The organism is Roseivirga sp. AWQ4_251 (assembly GCF_056158225.1).
The window spans coordinates 2,236,889-2,251,238 of record NZ_JBSWSW010000001.1 but is presented as its reverse complement, the minus strand read 5'-3'; the positions used below and the strand labels follow the sequence as shown (position 1 = coordinate 2,251,238).

15 protein-coding genes are annotated in these 14,350 nt (G+C 38.3%); 9 read left to right on the top strand and 6 right to left on the bottom strand.

What is annotated here, in order from left to right:
- Positions 1 to 17: 17 nt before the first annotated feature.
- From merB to ACXACJ_RS09905, 5 genes are read right to left on the bottom strand one after another with little or no spacing between them, the layout of a single operon-like run.
- A complete protein-coding gene (gene merB / locus ACXACJ_RS09925) occupies positions 18 to 629 on the bottom strand; it encodes an organomercurial lyase (RefSeq protein WP_002978232.1) in 612 nt (203 codons plus the stop codon).
- 19 nt (positions 630 to 648) lie between these two features.
- The gene (locus ACXACJ_RS09920) at positions 649 to 945 is read right to left on the bottom strand and encodes a hypothetical protein (protein ID WP_002978236.1); all 297 of its coding nucleotides are present in this window, start codon (positions 943 to 945) and stop codon (positions 649 to 651) included.
- A gap of 1 nt (position 946) precedes the next feature.
- Positions 947 to 1,294, bottom strand: coding sequence for a heavy-metal-associated domain-containing protein (locus tag ACXACJ_RS09915; RefSeq protein ID WP_094998231.1), 348 nt, complete (start codon positions 1,292 to 1,294; stop codon positions 947 to 949).
- A gap of 47 nt (positions 1,295 to 1,341) precedes the next feature.
- Positions 1,342 to 1,947, bottom strand: coding sequence for a mercuric transport protein MerTP (gene merTP / locus ACXACJ_RS09910; RefSeq protein ID WP_188462893.1), 606 nt, complete (start codon positions 1,945 to 1,947; stop codon positions 1,342 to 1,344).
- Positions 1,944 to 2,321: an ArsR/SmtB family transcription factor gene (locus ACXACJ_RS09905; RefSeq protein ID WP_475134208.1), complete on the bottom strand. Its 378-nt coding sequence runs from the start codon at positions 2,319 to 2,321 to the stop codon at positions 1,944 to 1,946. Before ACXACJ_RS09905 ends, merTP begins: the two co-directional genes overlap by 4 nt.
- 751 nt (positions 2,322 to 3,072) lie before the next feature.
- Between ACXACJ_RS09905 and ACXACJ_RS09900 the strand changes: the two genes are divergently transcribed.
- From ACXACJ_RS09900 to ACXACJ_RS09860, 9 genes are all read left to right on the top strand, one after another.
- Positions 3,073 to 3,213 (top strand): hypothetical protein, encoded by a 141-nt coding sequence (locus ACXACJ_RS09900; protein WP_475134207.1) that lies wholly within the window; start codon positions 3,073 to 3,075, stop codon positions 3,211 to 3,213.
- A 49-nt stretch (positions 3,214 to 3,262) separates the two neighbouring features.
- Positions 3,263 to 3,703: a hypothetical protein gene (locus tag ACXACJ_RS09895; RefSeq protein WP_475134206.1), complete on the top strand. Its 441-nt coding sequence runs from the start codon at positions 3,263 to 3,265 to the stop codon at positions 3,701 to 3,703.
- 246 nt (positions 3,704 to 3,949) lie between these two features.
- Positions 3,950 to 7,540, top strand: a complete 3,591-nt coding sequence (locus tag ACXACJ_RS09890; RefSeq protein WP_475134205.1) for an efflux RND transporter permease subunit — start codon at positions 3,950 to 3,952, stop codon at positions 7,538 to 7,540.
- Positions 7,541 to 7,631: 91 nt separating this feature from the next.
- The gene (locus ACXACJ_RS09885) at positions 7,632 to 8,348 is read left to right on the top strand and encodes a TolC family protein (protein ID WP_475134204.1); all 717 of its coding nucleotides are present in this window, start codon (positions 7,632 to 7,634) and stop codon (positions 8,346 to 8,348) included.
- A 29-nt stretch (positions 8,349 to 8,377) separates the two neighbouring features.
- Positions 8,378 to 9,559 carry an efflux RND transporter periplasmic adaptor subunit gene (locus ACXACJ_RS09880; RefSeq protein WP_475134203.1) on the top strand — a complete coding sequence of 394 codons (1,182 nt, stop codon included), beginning with the start codon at positions 8,378 to 8,380 and terminating at the stop codon, positions 9,557 to 9,559.
- Positions 9,560 to 9,585: 26 nt separating this feature from the next.
- Entirely contained in the window at positions 9,586 to 9,801 is a 216-nt protein-coding gene (locus ACXACJ_RS09875) for a hypothetical protein (protein ID WP_475134202.1), read from the top strand.
- Entirely contained in the window at positions 9,791 to 10,525 is a 735-nt protein-coding gene (locus ACXACJ_RS09870) for a HupE/UreJ family protein (protein WP_475134201.1), read from the top strand. The genes ACXACJ_RS09875 and ACXACJ_RS09870 overlap by 11 nt, the downstream gene beginning before the upstream one ends.
- Positions 10,526 to 10,535: 10 nt before the next feature.
- A complete protein-coding gene (locus ACXACJ_RS09865) occupies positions 10,536 to 11,159 on the top strand; it encodes a hypothetical protein (RefSeq protein WP_475134200.1) in 624 nt (207 codons plus the stop codon).
- A gap of 79 nt (positions 11,160 to 11,238) precedes the next feature.
- Positions 11,239 to 12,486, top strand: coding sequence for an MFS transporter (locus tag ACXACJ_RS09860; protein WP_475134199.1), 1,248 nt, complete (start codon positions 11,239 to 11,241; stop codon positions 12,484 to 12,486).
- Between the two features lie 270 nt (positions 12,487 to 12,756).
- Here the strand turns inward: ACXACJ_RS09860 and ACXACJ_RS09855 are convergent, their stop codons facing one another.
- A complete protein-coding gene (locus ACXACJ_RS09855) occupies positions 12,757 to 14,058 on the bottom strand; it encodes a restriction endonuclease PLD domain-containing protein (protein WP_475134198.1) in 1,302 nt (433 codons plus the stop codon).
- Between the last annotated feature and the right edge of the window lie 292 nt (positions 14,059 to 14,350).

Sequence of the window (14,350 nt, the reverse complement as noted above, 5' to 3'; positions counted from 1 at the left end):
TTTATTTAGGACTATACTTAACAACATTTCATTCCTATGTTTTTAGGCTCAAAGAAATCCTCAAGCGTCAATATTTTTCCATCAGGATTATTTTTTAACCATTGTTTTGCTGTTCTTTCGCTTGCAAAAAATGAAACGTGATTACATAGCGACCCTTTAATATTGCAGGTGTCAACAGATTCTACCCAAGAAATAAATAAAGGATAAGGAGTTGTCCATAATAGCTGACCTCCGTTTATTTGTAATTCTATGAGAGAACTATCAATTGGGTCGGACGAATGAACATTGACTTCCACATCTAACCATTCAGCAAACAGAATGGCATCTACTACACACCATGTGTATAACATCTTACCATTTACAATAAAGCGATGTTTGGTAGGAACTGTAGATAGACCAGAAAATGCAATAATATTTCCTTGTACATCGGTTTCGCCCAGTTTATTCAAAATAGCGTCCGCTTTATCTTTGGACACTTTTATTAGTTTATAAAATCTGTTTTTAGATATAGAACTGCCTTGCATCAATTCTTGAAATATTCGTAAAATAAAATCGCTATTCTTTATCTTAAATTCAGAAAAAAGAATGTCGTTTAATTGACCGTCAATATATTTTCGTTGATTTTTCATAAGTTTTCTATTTGGGGTTTTACTGCAAACATGCTTTACTTCCTATAATATCGCCATCTGATGCACTCCAGATATAAGAAAGACCATCTCCTGTTGCTGTAGCTGTTACTTTTGTGGTTGCCCCAATCGCAATGGTGCTTTGTTCCGCACTCAAATCTGTGTAAGAAATGGTCGAAGTACCTGTTGGGGTGGAAGAATTAGTACCGGGAGTTGAAGAATTTGTTGGTTTTACTTCCGGTTCCTGTACTTCTTTATTACAACTAGCTACTATCATCCCGATAGTAACAATGCCTAAAATTAATTTTACAGTTTTCATATTATTTAGAATTTTCTTTAATGATTTCGGCTTTATAACCTGTTTTTTCAATTACTTTTATGATAGCTTCAGGATTTGTTTTGCTTGGGTCGTACTGGATAGTTGCCAAATCGCCCGGATATTCCACTTTGTGTTCAATAATGCCGTCCACTTCTTTGAGGGCATTTGAAATATGGTTGGAACAACCTGCACAAGTCATTCCCGTGATTTTCAGTTGCAGGGTCTTACCTTCTTGCTGTGTTGTATTTGCTGTTTGTGCTTTATTGTCAGTCGGTTTGCAACATTGAGCATTAAGCTGAGCAATTCCAATTAGGAACAAAGCACTCAATAGAATTAAATTCTTTTTCATAGTATAATTATTTAATTAAGTTCTTAAATACGAGGGGCAAAAAAATACTATTTCTTGCCAACCACTTTGTAACCTGTACCGTTGATGGCTTCTTCAATTTGAGCAAGACTCACTTTGGTTTGGTCAAATTCTACTTTGGCAGTCGCTTCTTCATAAATCGCATCTACCTTAACAATGCCTGGCAATTTGTTCACATCATTTTCTACGTGTGAAGCACAACCATTGCAAGTCATTCCTTTTACATCAAAAGTTACCGTTTGGATGTCAGAGGCATTAACGATTATAACTTCCTTGTTGTCGTTTGAAGGATAGAAAATGTGTGCGTATTTTGGAAATGCAAGCATCAAGGCTGCAAACACGGTTACAATTCCCAAAAATGTTTTGGTCTGCATAAAAGATTTCTTTTCGTCTTCTTCGCAATCACATTGGATTTCTTCTGCTGATCGGGGTTTGAGTTTCTGATACCAAGCAAAGCCCAATACCAAAACGGTGATACCGATTAGATAAGGTCTTGCTGGTTCCATCCATGAAAAGGTAGATGCCACTCCTGAAGCTCCTGAAATAAGAGCCAATACAGGTGTAATGCAGCAAAGTGATGCTGCTACTGCCGAAAGCACACCCGCTCCGACAAGTCTGTTGTTTTTCTTGTTCATACTGTTTCCTTTTTTGAATTGTTTATGATGTGTTTAAAAAATGGACGAAGTAAAGTAAGTTGCTCCTGTTTCAAAGAGTAGAAAATGGTTTGTCCTTCTCTTTTACCTTCAATGACGTTTCCGTCTTTTAGTTTTCTGAGGTGTTGCGAAACGGCAGGGATGCTCATTCCGAGAATGTCTGAAAGGTCGCAAGGACAAAGTTCGTTTTCTTCTTCTAAGAGAAATAAGATTTTTAACCTTACTTCGTTTCCTGCCAATGCTAAAAGTCCACTCAGTTGGCTGAATGCCTTGTCATTGGTTTGAAGTATTTCTCTACAATTGTCTATTTGAACCTTGTCGGCAAACACTCTGATACACGATTGATTGTTTTCCATAATCTTCCTGTTTGGGATTTAATAACGCAGCAAAGATACAAATAGTTTTCTTATTTAAGCAAATGCTTAATAATTACTCTATGAGCCTTTGCTTTTCTCGGGAGAGGTGGAAACGCAGGTAAACCAAGGCGAAGCCATTTCTGCGAGCCGCCTGCGAGCGGAGCAAGGGTGGTGGCTGCAAAAGCCCGAAGAATGAGGGCGGCAGACGCCTACCGTTTACGGCAGGGCTGGCGTGTTTTTTTGCATCAGGGTCGGCAAAGGCAAGGGTAGCGACTGAACGGAACGAAACGATTGTTGGAAAGGAATGGAGCAATAACTGCCTGCAATAGCATGGGGAGTATTTGTAGATTTCAATTGCCATACAAATACATTGAAGGAGAATTGCAGGCAGATTGCGGAATGACTTTGCGTTAGCTCGTGTAGTGTAGTGAATGAGCTACTCTTGTGTGCGGTGCTGAAAGTGGCTGAATGAAAGGAATGAGGAACGAGTGACTGAAATGAAGCGACTGGAGGCACATGGCAGAAAGCAAAAAGCATGACAGCCCGATCAGCCCGCAGCGACCCGCAGGCGAGCAAAAACAATAAGCAGCGGCAGACCCCCAATAAAAAATATTGTGAGTGTAGCGAACACCTTAGAAGGAGTTTGGGGGGCTGAAATAGCTGCGAGTGAGGAAGGAGAGAGTGTGTGAAGCAAAACAAGTGAACGGCAGGTGGTGAGCACCTACTGGAGCACAAACCACCTGGTAAGTGAATGGTATATGCAAGGGCAACCGAAGGGAGTACATTTTACCCTTGCAGATATGTTTTTGCGGAACAAAACGGAACGATTGACGAACACCGCTTTACCTGCGGGGTTTTGGGTTGGCTATGGCTGAAGGTGGGAGATTACTAAGTAAGCAAGAATGAATTATTAAGAAATAATCCTCATATTTGCGGAATATATGCAAAAGTGGGTTAAAATCAAAGCGTTGTTTTTGTTGGGTGTGATCAGTTTGATTACTCTACAAAATGCTATACCCCACATTCATCATTCACATCAAGACTTTGATGTTTTAGATTTAAACCATTCTGAGCTACACGGTCATGACCATCATGATCATGTTGAAGAGAATTGTTTTTCAATCGACAGTTTTACCTTTCTCCATCAGTTAGTTGAGGGGCATGCACACAATTCTCATTCGCATGAGATCACTCAATTAAACACAACTGATAGCAGAATAATAAATATTTCAGTATTTGATGTAGCTATCAATACTACAATTGCTTTTTGGCCTGACAAGTTAAGTTCTAAAGTTTGGTCAACATACATTTACGGAGAGCCACTTTCTCCACATTCTTCCGGCCTAACTCTTAGAGGGCCACCTTTCTCGACTTTTTCATAAGAGGTTAATCGTATCGTATTTGGTGAATGAAAGTCAGACACTCTAAGTCTGCTGATATACATATTAGCAGGCTAATTATTGGAGTTTAAACTTTTTCTGCAATTGACTTGAATCATTGCATTACAACCTTAATGGTATAAGGGCAAAAATCCACTCTGATGTGGCTTTTCTTGTGTCTTTAACCTCTTCACTTTCTCATTTCTGGGAAAAAGAATATTCAATTAAGTATTCATGAAATAAAGTATCATGTTAGATAACATTATAAAATTTTCGATAAAGAATAAACTCATTATCGGATTATTCACACTAGCATTGATCGGTTGGGGAAGCTATTCATTGACAAAGTTGCCAATAGATGCAGTTCCCGATATTACCGACAATCAGGTGATGGTAATCACAGTGTCACCCACCCTGGCAGCACAAGAGGTGGAACAGTTAGTAACCTTTCCTGTAGAACAAACAATGGTGACAATACCGGAAATTAAGGAAATGAGATCCTTTTCCAGGTTTGGGCTATCCATTGTGACCATTGTATTTGAGGAAAGTACAGATTTATATTGGGCTCGGCAACAAGTACAAGAACGCTTGACAATTGCGGGTAAAGAAATCCCCGAAGGCGTTGGACAACCGGAAATGGCTCCTGTTACTACAGGGCTAGGTGAAATTTACCAATATGTCGTAAGGCCAGAACCAGGGTTTGAAAATCAGTATGATGCTACTGAATTAAGAACAATCCAGGATTGGATAATAAAACGACAACTATTAGGAACACCCGGAGTAGCAGAAGTTAGCGGATTTGGTGGGTATGTAAAGCAATATGAGATTGCTATCGATCCTGATAAATTAAGAAGCTTTGATATAAGTATTAATGAGGTTTTCGAAGCCCTTAATACCAATAATCAAAACACAGGCGGGGCTTATATAGATAAAAATCCTAATGCCTATTTCATAAGAAGTGAAGGATTGGTTAAAAATATAGGTGAGATTGAAAAAATTGTCGTCAAGTCTAATGTAAAAGGAACTCCGGTTTTAATTCGAGACATTGCCTTAGTGCGATTTGGCCATAGCGTAAGATATGGAGCTGCTACACAAAATGCCAAAGGAGAAATCGTAACAGGTATTGTTATGATGCTGAAAGGTGCCAACTCTTCTGAGGTTATCAGTAATGTGAAGGATAAGATAGAACAAATCAAAACTACTTTGCCGGAAGGTGTCACAATTGAGCCATTTCTGGATAGAAAAAAATTGGTTGATAATGCAATCACTACGGTAACTAAGAATCTAGCAGAAGGAGCCTTAATAGTCATATTTATTCTAATTCTTTTTCTTGGAAATTTAAGAGGTGGGTTTGTAGTAGCATCTGTTATTCCGCTAGCCATGTTGTTTGCCATTGGAATGATGAGTTTATTCGGAGTGTCAGGAAACCTTATGAGTTTGGGAGCAATTGACTTTGGTCTTATTGTAGATGGAGCAGTTATTATAGTTGAAGCTGTACTTCATGGGGTTAACAATAGTAAGAAAAAGTATGCAGGAAGTGCCATGCTCACACGAGATCAAATGGATCACGAGGTATTCGAATCATCAAGTAAGATTAGGACATCAGCCGCTTTTGGGGAAATTATCATTTTGATTGTCTACCTCCCTCTTTGGGCACTTGTAGGTGTAGAAGGCAAAATGTTTACCCCTATGGCTCAGACTGTGTCATTTGCCATCCTTGGAGCTTTTATACTCTCCCTCACATACGTTCCGATGATGTCTGCTTTAGTATTAAGTAAAAAGACAGAACACAAGCGAAACTTTTCAGATAAAATGATGGATTTCTTCCAGCGAATCTATCAACCTGTTATTGAAAGAGCGATACATAAAAAGGGGATTGTCTTAGGAGTGGCAGTAGTACTGTTCATAATAAGCCTTTTCACATTTAGCCGAATGGGTGGTGAGTTTATACCTCAGTTAGATGAGGGTGATTTTGCAGTAGAAACCAGAGTGCCTGTTGGTAGTTCACTGCAACAGTCCATTGAAGTTTCCAAAAAGGCACAAGAGATCATTTTAAGGGAATATCCTGAAGTGAAACAGGTGGTAAATAAGATTGGGTCTGGCGAAATACCTACTGATCCTATGCCTATAGAGGCCGGAGATATGATGGTTATTCTTAAACCAAGAGATGAATGGGTAAGCGCGGAAACCAGAGAAGAACTTGCGGAGAAAATGCAACAGTCATTATCTGTGATTCCAAATGCAACATTCGGTTTTCAACAGCCAATACAAATGCGGTTTAACGAACTTCTTACTGGTGCAAAGCAGGATGTAGTCATTAAAATTTATGGAGAAGATCTTAATATGCTCTCGGAACTGGCCAATAGAGTTGGTAGAAATATCAAATCAATTGAAGGGGTTGAAGATTTGTATGTAGAAGAAATCACCGGACTACCTCAAATTAAAATAGGGTTAGATCGAGATAAGATAGCCGAATATGGAATGAATGTAGAAAACATTAACCAGGCAATTGCTACTGCTTTTGCGGGTAAATCTGCCGGTCTTGTCTATGAAGGGGAAAGACGATTTGATATGGTAGTTAGATTAGATAAAGGACATAGAACAGACATTGCCGATGTACAAGACCTATATGTGGAAAATGCAAATGGAGTAACTGTTCCACTTAGAGAGGTAGCAAATATAGTCTTTGAACCGGGACCTGTTCAAATTCAAAGAGACAATGCAAAGCGGAGAGTTACGATAGGCTTCAATGTAAGAACCAGAGATGTGCAAAGTATTGTCTCAGATATTCAAAATGTGATTTCGAAAAAGGTTAACATGCCTGCAGGATATTATGTGACTTATGGCGGACAGTTTGAAAACCTACAACGAGCAAGCAAAAGACTGGCTATTGTTGTGCCGTTGGCATTGCTTCTAATTCTGGTCTTATTGTATTTCACTTTTGGGTCAGTCAAGCAAAGCTTACTAATCTTTACAGCTATTCCTTTATCTGCTATTGGTGGAATTTTCGCTCTTTTGATCAGGGATATGCCCTTCAGTATCTCCGCTGGAGTTGGCTTTATAGCCTTGTTTGGTGTAGCTGTACTTAATGGTATAGTGCTCGTTGGAGAGTTTAATAGGCTTGAAAAATCAGGTATATCTGACATTTATGAAAGAGTATTGAAAGGCACACAAGTACGACTAAGACCCGTACTTATGACGGCTGCTGTGGCCTCACTAGGTTTCTTACCTATGGCACTATCAACAACGGCTGGAGCTGAGGTTCAAAGACCTTTAGCCACAGTAGTTATTGGTGGTTTGTTCACTGCCACATTATTAACACTGATTGTACTTCCAGTTCTTTATATCTATTTCAGCAATACTAAGATTAAGCTTAAAGGCTCAAAAACACTAAGTGTGTTTCTCGTTTTTGGAGGCTTATTATTTACACAGAACGTCAGTGGACAAGATTCATTAAAGGCAAGTGAATCGGGTTTAACTATGGATCAGGCAATTGAAATGGCTATTCAAAATAACCAAGCAATAAAAATTGCCAATTACAGAATTGAAGAAGCAGCTGCTCTTAAAAAAGGGTCTGTTACAATTCCGAAAACCGATGTTTCCTATTCTCAGGGTGTGGTAAGTAATCCTACTATTCAGGATAATCTTTTTAATATAACCCAACGTATCAATTTTCCGACACTTTATAGTGCCCAAGCCAATTTGGGCAAGGAAAAGGTTCTGGCAAGTGAGTTGGAAAAGGCTGTTGATATAAATGAATTGGTAACAAAAGTAAAGTACGCCTATATGCATTTTGTTTATCTGAAGGAACAAATCAATCTATTAGAGAAGCAAGAATAGTATATACGCCAATCTGAGCAGATTTAGCAAGGCTAGGTATGAATCTGGGGAATCAACCAACCTTGAGAAAGTAACTGCCAGTACTCAATCAATGCGAATAAAAAACAGGCTGAAACAGCTCAATGCAGAACTGGAAATTTCCAAAACTGCCTTGGCGGTTTTACTTAATACCAGTGAACAGTTTGAAATCAAAAGTGATGATCTCCAAAAAGAGAGCATGACAGAACTATTATCAGATACGACTGCTATCAGTGATAACCCGATTCTCAATTATCTAAAACAGAACGTAGTTATTAACACCCAGCAGGTAAAGGTTGAGCGAAATAAAATGCTTCCAGATTTGTTAATAGGATATTCCAGCCAAACTTATATCGGAGGAGCTGATTATAATGGTGTTTACCATGATTTTAATAGCTCAGACCGATTTGGATATTTTACTCTTGGAGTTTCAATACCAATATTTCCTGGCGGGTATCGGTCAAAGATAAGCTCCGCGAAAATAAATTCGGAGATTGCCAATTCACAGGCCGACCTTGCAGAGACGCAATTAAGAGGTCAATTAAACTCTCTGGTGCAGGAATACAATAAGTTGCAAAGCTCTCTGAGGTATCTTGAAGGAGAGGCATTACCACAAGCTGATTTGATTATTTCCAATTCCGAGATAAGCTTCAAAAATGGAGAGATTTCATATAGTGAGCAACTTGTTAACCTCACCTTGGCTATTGATATACAGCAGGAGTATCTAAATACTGTCTGGCAGAATAATCAGGTCGTTATCGAGATAGAACAACTCTTGGGAATTAGATAATCAGTAACCAAATATTAAAAATAGAAAAAATGAAATCCAATATAAAATATACCATTTTAATGGCCATAGCCATGAATGTTTTCATGGCATGTGAAAGTTCAAAAGAAGAAAATCGGGAGACAGTACCGAGTGAATCAACAAGCAATGAAACGGGTAATAACCAGGTGTTTTTTACAAAGGCTCAATTTGAGTTAGCAGATGTTAAAATTGGGAAAACAGAAATGAGAAGCCTGAGTAATTTGCTCAAATTGAATGGTGAAGTGGATATTGAACCGAGCGGTAACGCAACTCTTTCTGCACCATTAGGTGGGTACCTGACAACTCCGGCATTGTTACCAGGTGAAAGGGTAAAGAAGGGTCAGGTGTTAGCCATGCTCGAAGACCCAAAATTCATTGAAATCCAACAACAGTATCTGGAGAGTCTAGGGCAATTGGAATATTTGGAAGAAGAGTACAAAAGGCAACAAAAATTGCGAGATCAAGATGTTAACTCTGCTAAGACCTTTCAAAAAGTATCTTCTGATTACAAAATACTTCAGGCTAAAATTAAAGGACTTGAAGAGACATTAAATCTTATTGGGATTAATATCGACCTGCTGAAAGGTGGTAACCTAAGTCGAAAGGCTAGCGTGTATTCGCCAATTAATGGTTTTATAAAGTCAAGTAATTTCAATTTGGGTAATTATATCAACCCTAAAGATGTGTTGTTCGAGATAGTTAATACCGATGAGCTTCACATCGTATTAAATGCCTATGAAAAGGATATTTCTCAAATACAAGAAGGGCAAGATCTGCGATTCTCGCAGGGAAATGAAAGTGGATATCAACGTAAGGCTACTGTATTTCTTGTAGGGAAAGCGAGTTCAGAAGATAGAATTGTACCTGTTCATTGCCATATATCAGACGGTGATGAAAAGGGAATCCTACCAGGTATGTATGTTAAGGCATTGGTTGAAACCAGTGCAGCACAACAAGTAACAGTTCCATCTGATGCCATAGTTAAGTATAGTGGCAATGACTTTCTGATCAGGTTAGTTTCAAAAACAAATGACAACTATGTGTTCGAACTGGTTGCAATAAGAACCGGAACAATTGCGGATGGCTATACGGCAGTTGAAGTTCCTGGAATGGATTCCATTGAAGAACAAGATTGGGTCGTTGGAAATGCCTATGCCATCATCGCAGCTAAAATCAATTCAGAAGAAGAATAATCAATAAAATCAAAAAGAATAAAATTATGAAAAAGTTAATGTTTATACCTGCTGTTGCCCTTCTTATGCTAAGTGCTTGTAATGGAAATAAATCAAACGAAAGCAAGCAAGAGGAAAAGCAAGTTGTACAGCCTATTGAAAAGGAAACTCCTGTGGAGAACTCAATGAAGGATCAGGAAGAAAAAGAAGCCAGAAGACTGGATAGTTTGAGACAAGTAAAAGAACATGGTCATGCACATTAAGCTAGATAAGTTATTTAAACAAATGTTCACTGTCTTTCAGAATAGAAAGACAGTGACTTTAGCAATGTTGGCTCTATTCAGCTTTTTAGGGACACAGGTTTATGCACACGGAGTGGATGAAAATACTCAAACGTTTTTGTCTGGAAACAGTGGCGTTGCATTTATACCCTTCCTCTATATTGGAGCGAAGCATATGATAACCGGGTATGATCACTTACTCTTTTTGGTTGGTGTTATTTTCTTCTTATACCGTACTAAAGAGATTCTGCTCTATGTTAGCATGTTTACAATTGGGCATAGCATAACGCTATTATTGGGTGTCATGGCAGATATTGCAATTAATGCATACTTGATTGATGCCATTATTGCCCTTTCTATAGTATATAAAGGCTTTGATAATTTAGGTGGATTCAAACGCTTTTTCGGAAAGCAACCGAATACCAAAGCAGCTGTGCTCATATTCGGGCTGTTTCATGGTTTTGGTTTAGCAAGCAAATTGCAAGAATTTAAATTTGATAGGGAGGGGCTGTTTACCAATCTGATAGGATTTAACGTAGGTGTTGAAATAGGCCAATTTATGGCTTTGGCACTAGTGCTATTACTGATTATTACATGGCGAAGACAGCCAAGTTTCAGACGATTTGCAACACTAACAAATACTCTTCTTATGGCAGCAGGATTTTTGCTCCTGGGCTTTCAATTAACAGGTTATTTCACCTCATAAATGTTTAAACATGGAACAACAAATTTTAGATAAAAAGCAGCTTATAAAAGCAACACTCATAGCAGTCATTTTAGGCGGGTTAGTATTAGTGATGGCAGTTTTACCTGCTGAGTATGGCATGGATCCAACAGGAGTCGGGAAGGCTCTGGGCTTTAGTAAACTTTATATTGAGGATGATCCTGGAACTACCGAGAATATGGCTATAGTAAAAGAAAACAGGCCTGTTATTCGTCTGGAGAAGGCCGGTTCTGGTCCAGGTGTTGCTATCCCAAAAGAAGCATTTGACCCTGCTCCTGAAAAGCAGTATTCAGAAAGGACAGATGAAATTTCCATTACTGTGCCAGCAGGGAAAGGCATTGAATACAAAATAAATGTGCTAAAGTATGGTAAACTCAAATATGAATGGTTGACTGAAAATGGAGTACTCTATTTTGATTTTCATGGTGAAGTGGATGAAGAAACGCCAAGTAATCAAACGTATTTTGAGAGTTACACCATTGCATATTCGAATAATATGGTTGGAACATTTCTAGCTCCATTTAAGGGGAAACATGGTTGGTATTTTAGGAATAACAGTGATGAGGATATTACGGTTAAACTGAGATTAAAAGGGGAATATGTTTTAAGAGGATAAGTTATTGATTTAAAGCCCTGGGGGTGAATTGGAATGAAATCTTCTGAAGGTTCACCCCACAGGTACAATTATTATCAGCATGAATCTATTAATAAAAAAACTTCCTTTTCAGACTTTTAAAAACAGTCTTTTCCTGAGGCTCTATATATCACAAACGATAAGTCTTTTTGGTGATGCATTAACTTGGTTAGGTTTAGCGCTTTTGGCATTTGAACTTTCCCCAGACAACTCAGCAACCATATTATCGATAGCACTTACGATACGAGTATCAGTGTTTGTCATTCTCTCACCAATTGCGGGAGTAATTGCAGATAGAGTTAACAGAAAGAATGTGCTAGTGATTACTCATTTATTTCGATTAGCAATCGTTGGATTACTTCCTTTCGTTGAAACCACTTGGCAACTTTATATTTTAATTGGATTGTTGAACTGCTTCAATGCATTTTTTACACCGACCTATAACGCTACTATACCTTTAGTATTTGATGATGAAAAAATGTATGGCAAAGCTATTTCTCTTTCGGCTTCAACATATCAATTATTAGGTGTACTGGGACCTGGCATTGCGGGGGCAATGGCAGCATTTATCGGGTTGGAGCAATTATTCTATCTGGACTTTATAACTTTTTTTGTTGCAGCCATTATTATATTCACTTTGCCGGGAAAGCTTCAGGTTTCAAGTAGTCACTTGCAGGGCAGGGTTAATAAAATCAGTTGGAAAGACCTGCAAACGGGAACAACTCATTTATTTAAGAATATGAATTTGCGATTTCCTTTGTTTATGCAATTGGTAACATCTATTGCTGGAGCTATGATTTTGGTCGGAACAGTGGGTTATGTGAAAGGAAATCTAAATCAAAGTGAAGTAGAATACGGCTGGGTAATGGCGTCACTTGGCATAGGAGCCAGTTTGGCCGCATTTTTACTAGGTAATATAAATGAATCTATTAGCAGAGTGAGATTAACTATAATCGGAGCTGTAGTTGTTTCGTTAATTATTATTCCCGGTAATTTTTTGCCCTTGCCATTTCTGATGATTGCTTGGTTTATTGCAGGAGCTTCACAAAGCTTGGTAAATGTAAGTATGCAAACGCTGATAGCTTTGAATGTTCCGAAACCCGAGCAAGGACGAGTATATGGAGCACATTTTGCATGGTCACATTTGTGGTGGGCTTTTGCTTATCCGTTATCCGGACTGATTGTTAGGTTCTATAATGATAGAAATTTTCTGTTGGGGGGTGTTGTATCCTTAATTTTTTTTCTTGTTGTAATCTTTAGTTTGAAAAGAAATAATCAAAAAGAAATGATTGTGCCTGAAAAACCATAAGTTGTTCTTGCTGTAAGGCGGTATTTCTTCATTAACGAAATGAGGGGTGATTCGAATAACCATTTCGGGGTGCTTGATTGTTTCTGGTAAGTTTTTTCATACTCGTTTGGGTTGGGAAAAGCAAGTGTGGCACGGTATGGAATGCAGCAGAGCGGAATGGAATAACGGGCTACTCTTGTTGTGGGTGACCGGAAGCTTGAGAGTGCAGCGAAGCGGAATGCACAGGCTGGAGGGATAGGTTAGGGGGATGGGATGAAAGGATACTTATGTTTAATTCATTATCCTATGGCGCATCATTTCATAAAGAGGGAAGAGCAATTTGAAAACGTCAAGTGTTTCTGAGGGTAAGTTTATTTCTGACATTTGGGAATCACTGATGTTATAATCCTTGCCAATTATAAAGTACTGTTGAAGATTATCATTCTTGCAAAATCTGTGAAGGTCGTCAGATGAGTTGAATTCGGAGCAAAACGTCTTTTTGCCTCCTACCGATATGAAGTACTCTTCTGGTAATGATTTAAGTATTCGAAATAGCTTTTCTCTATAGTCCGCATTTCTCATTCTGTCTTTAAAAAATGCTCTATCAAATATCCCTCCCTCATTTTCCTTTGCGAAAAGCAACCAAATACCAATATTCTTAGTATCAATTCTTATCTGCAATCTCGCATGATGGATAAAAGTCTGTTTGGATTTTTGATCTGGGCCAACTTCCTTTTGGTATTTTTTTATTTCACTTTCACTCTTTCCATAGCTCAGCCACATGGCATCAATCGCTCTTGGTTTAGTTGGATCAATTTGTCGAATCATAGAAATCAAATGGTCGGGCATGGGATTAGGTTCCAGTATTTGAATTCCGTAGTCGCTGAATTGTTGGAAAATGGTTTTATGTAACTCGATGCATTTTTCTTTTGCTAATTCTCTCTCAGCAATTGCCTCCTCGCTATCACTGTACCACAATTCTCTCCGAAATGCTAAATGATGTTCTTTCTTGAAATATCTGTCTGAGAAGTCGATACTATCTAAGGGGTCTTGATTTGATTTTGGTCTTCTAAGCTTGATAGATTTTCTCCTTTGCTTTAGGTTCTCTTCGGATTCGTGAATTGCCTCCACTTGCTTTTCATATTCACGTATATTTTCCGTTGTTAAGGGGAATCCTTCTTTGTATAGATCATTGAACCATGTCAAGATTGAAAGACAATCATCCTGATTGGTCACCTTGTAATTTAATTCCACGTTCTTTTCTAAGCCTCCATCGGTAAGATTAGATGAACCGATGAATGCAGTGAATAAGGCATTTGATTTGAATAAGTACACTTTAGGGTGATAATTGAATTGATTCTTATAAACTTGACATTCAACTAGCCCCGGTTCTAAGGTTGATTGTATGGTCCTCAAAACAGTTGGTGTTGTTGGTAAATCAATACCTAAGAGGTAGTGTTGCTTGCAATTCTCTTTAATTGAGCTCTTGATGTATTCAAATGCGCTGTCCTTTATTAGAGCTATTGCAAACCATAGTTCATCAGCAGTGCTGAGGTATGTTTCAATGTCTTTTTTCAGTGAATTTGATATCATATTTCTGGACGTTAGGATTTTCTGATGAGCTGAAAGAAGAAATGGAATCAAGCCAAGTAGCATAATCTCTTTTTAGCCTCCTTCTTGTTAGATGGTATCTAAAGATAGCAGTTTTGATCTTTGCTTTTTCTGATTTCCTGGATGAAATTCCCTAGACAACCATTAGTCAAAAAAACAGAAAACATTAACGTATTCTATGGAAAGCCTGGTTTTGTTGAAAGCGGGATTTACAATTTGTTAACGCAATCAAATGTCGTGTTTTCGATGAAGTCGGGTGCTTAAATTGCTACTT